Annotated in this window: 2 protein-coding genes; one reads left to right on the forward strand and one right to left on the reverse strand. The window is 33.3% G+C overall.

Annotated features, from left to right (window positions below):
* The coding region (locus U860_RS0130030; RefSeq protein ID WP_025151371.1) for a Cna B-type domain-containing protein at positions 1 to 649 on the forward strand (649 nt) is incomplete at its 5' end.
* A 329-nt stretch (positions 650 to 978) separates the two neighbouring features.
* On the opposite strand, the gene U860_RS0130035 is transcribed toward U860_RS0130030, so the two are convergent.
* Positions 979 to 3,441: a PAS domain S-box protein gene (locus U860_RS0130035; protein ID WP_025151372.1), complete on the reverse strand. Its 2,463-nt coding sequence runs from the start codon at positions 3,439 to 3,441 to the stop codon at positions 979 to 981.
* Between the last annotated feature and the right edge of the window lie 476 nt (positions 3,442 to 3,917).

A 3,917-nucleotide genomic window follows, 5' to 3' on the forward strand; every position in this document is an offset into this window, starting at 1 on the left:
ATGGAAATACGCGTTTACAGATTTAGCAGCATACGATGCCGAAGGTAATGCGTATAAGTATGAAGTGAAAGAACAACCGGTGGCTGGATATAAATCTGAGGTTCAAGGTTATGACATCACGAATACAAAAGTAGGCCAAACAAAGGTAGAAGGAACGAAGACATGGAAAGATGATAACGCAACAGATCGTCCAGAAATGATCAAAGTAGATCTACTACAAAATGGCAAAGTAATCGCAACACAAGAAGTAAGTAAAGCAAGTGAATGGAAATACGCGTTTACAGATTTAGCAGCATACGATGCCGAAGGTAATGCGTATAAGTATGAAGTGAAAGAACAACCGGTGGCTGGATATAAATCTGAGGTTCAAGGTTATGACATTACGAATATAAAAGTCAAGGAAAGTCCAAAAGAACCAAGTGCAGATCCGAAAGATCCAAGTACAGATCCAAAAAAACCAAGCACAGATCCAAACATAAATACAGACAAAAATAGCGAGTCAAAAGTTCTACCTACTAAAGAAAATGCTGAGAAATCAGTATGGCTTCCTAAAACAGGTGGAACATCAATGGATATGATTTCATATATTGCTGGAATGTTGTTGGTGGCTTTAGGTGGATTCGTATTTGCTCGTCAACGAAAGAGATAAAAAGACTGGTTATGTTGGTTTGAATTATAGTCTGATCAAAGCCTTGCTGCAAATATTGATTTTATAAATAGAGGAAACCCACACATTTTGAAAAAAGTTTGATTAAAATGTGTGGGTTTTAATTTTATATTCCTTAAGTTTTTATAAAAAAGATTAATCATCTTATTAAGATGATTAATCTTCGGTTTACTTCAAAATCAATTGTTTTTTTATGTTTACTTTCATTCAATACACCATCAGCTAGAAATTTAATACGTGCTCCTATACTTAAATCTAAAGGGGGAAATTTTATTAACTGTATAACTATACTTCATGATTCTAGGATATATCTAAGAAGTTGAATAAGAGTTTTCTTTTTCGAGAGTAGATATAGGAAGATTTATATTAACTGTTGTTCCTTTACCTACTTCACTTTCAATCAATATCTTTCCTTGGTGCTTCTCAATAATTTTATAACAGATCATTAATCCTAAACCTATGCCATTTTCTTTGATACTATAAAATGGTTCTCCTAGGTAAGGTATACGTTCCTGTTCAATTCCACACCCATAATCAGTAAATCGAATGTTTACATGGTTTTGATCAGGCACATATTCGATTTGAATCAAGATTTCCCCTCCCATTGAAGTTGCCTCAATTGCATTTTTTAAGATATTTATAAAAGCTTGCTTTAATTGATTACATTCACAAAGTATGAATGAAGTATCAGATGTAAACTCAGTTTTAATTTGTATGCAATTCATTGTCGCTTGAGGTTCAAGTAACATTACAATTTGCTTCATTAATACATTCAGGTCATTAGTTTTGATTTCTAATGCCTCGGGTTTTGCTAATGTCATAAATTCATTAGTAATACTATCTATACGTTCAATCTCTGATGAAACTATATCTATATAATGCTCAGTGCTCTTATTTTCCATTGATTTTAATAACTGCATGAATCCTTTCATTGCTGTTAAAGGATTTTTAATTTCATGAGCAATTGCAGTGGATAATTGACCTACTACAGCAAGTTTCTCCGATTTTCGTAATAATTCCTCTGTTTTTAGCCGTTCGGTGATGTCTCGAGAGATACTCAAGAAAACTTTTTTGCCATTCAAGTTAAACACACGAACAGAAAATTCAATTGTCAGGGTCTTTCCTTTAGGAAAAACAAATTCATCTTGTAATGTAAAAGCAGTTTGCCCTTCTCTAATTTTTTCTATGATTCTTTGGACCATTGGAGAATCTGGCGGAACGTTACTAGGAAATACCATCGAAAGAAGCTCTTCTCTACTATATCCAAATCTTTCACACGCAACAGGATTTACTTCGATAAAGCGAGTTGGAGATTGATCCTCATTCAGCTCCACTACATATACTGCATCAGTTGCTTGTTCGATGAGTGCACGGTATTTCATTTCACTGTCACTTAATTGCTGGTGTAATTGATGCAGTTCTCTTTCTGCTTGTTTCCTTTCAGAAATGTCTCTACAAATTCCTGATAAAGCAATTACATTACCCCTAAAATCTAGAATAGGTGAAATCGTCAGGCTTACATCAATAAGAGTTTTATCTTTTTTTTGTCTAACAGTTTCTAAACAGGTTATAATTGGGTCTTTCATATTGGTATTTTTAATGTGGTTTATATATTCCAAAGTTTGATCTATTAAAAATTCAGGTACGCAAGGTAATTTTTTTCCTATAGATTCTTTTTCTGACCAACCAAATATCCTCTCATAGGCTTTATTCGCTTGCAACATATGACCATCTAAATCAAATATAGTGATAGCATCTACGTTATGATTAATAAATGATTCTAATCGTTCCTTAGTTACCTTTAACTCATTTTCCGCATTTATTCTCTGTGTTATATCAACAGTAGAACCAACTACTTCAATCACTTTTCCCTCTCTTTTAACAGGCCTAAGGGAGAAAAGTATAATAGTCTCATCATTTGGCCATGGTAGTTCGAAAGTTACTTCCTCGCCATCCCATGCCTGTTGATAATATTTTAGTAGTCGAGGAATTAAATGGAATGGAATGATGGAAGAATCTATAGTAGGTAAACTTTTACCCACCACTTGCTGAGAGTGAAACCCATGTTGATAAAATAATTGTCCATCACACAGAGTATGAATAAAATTCCCATTCACTTTTTTAAATTTGAAAATACCTCCTTGCAGTTGATGTACGGTATCCTTTAATTCTCGCTTTGATTCTAGTAATGTTTCATTCGCTTTAGCTAAATTTTGTGTTAAGCTATATAAATTTTGATAGGATTCTATGAGAAAAACACCAATCAAGAGTCCGCACGATATAAATAACGTACCTTGGATGTCAAGAAGTATAAGTGGTATAGAAGGAAAAAAGAATCCAAATACCAAATGGATTATAGCTATATAAACAGCTAGATAAAGAAAGATACTTTTAAAAGCATGGATATTTTTGAGATATGTTTGAAATATGGTATATATAGTAGCTATTCCTAAGGCAGCTATCAAGGCAGGTACCCAATCACCGTCAAGGTAAAAAATACGCATAAATAAAATAAACATTAATGTAATCCAGCCGGCTCTACGACCAAAATAAATAAACGACATTATAAGAGGAACCGCTCGAAGGTCATAAAACAATCCCATGTGCTTAAAATTAAAAATCATCAAAATAGCAGCTATGATACCTGCAAATATGCCTCCAAATAACTTGATTGATTTGGAATCCATTTTTCTTATAAATACTTGGATAAAAATAGCTGAACTAACTAAGAAAGCAAAAATAGATAGATTAATGAAGAATCCTGTGAAAAGCATGTCACATTCCCCCTTATTAAATGTATTAGAAAAAAGTACGAGAATTCTACAAATTATACGGTGATTAGACTTTTTATTCGGAAATGGGAGATGAGCAGTGATGAAAATTTAGCTCCTTTTTATCTCTTTTCAACAGAAGCTCCTTTCCTCGAAGATTTGAATATATGAAACACTAATTTCAGGTAGGAAATGAATGTTGGTAGGCGTATATAATGAAGGCATCATGCAAGAAAGCGAGGTACATCCCATGTTGGTAAATAAAGTATAGAAGTTTCGTATCTATCTAAATAAGCGATAAGAAATATTAATTGCTAAAACCATTGGGTGCAGTCGTCTCTTAACCGTAGGAACTACGGGAATAGCTTAATGGATTAGAAACCGATAGTTTTCTGTACTTAGGAATCTCCCACTTCAAACAGCCCATTAGACCGTTAGGTGGTGAGTAATTCAAAATATTTTCTTCATTAATATAAAAA

The sequence above is a fragment of the Bacillus sp. H1a genome (assembly GCF_000633475.1).
GTDB classification, from domain to species: domain Bacteria; phylum Bacillota; class Bacilli; order Bacillales; family Bacillaceae_G; genus Bacillus_A; species Bacillus_A paramycoides.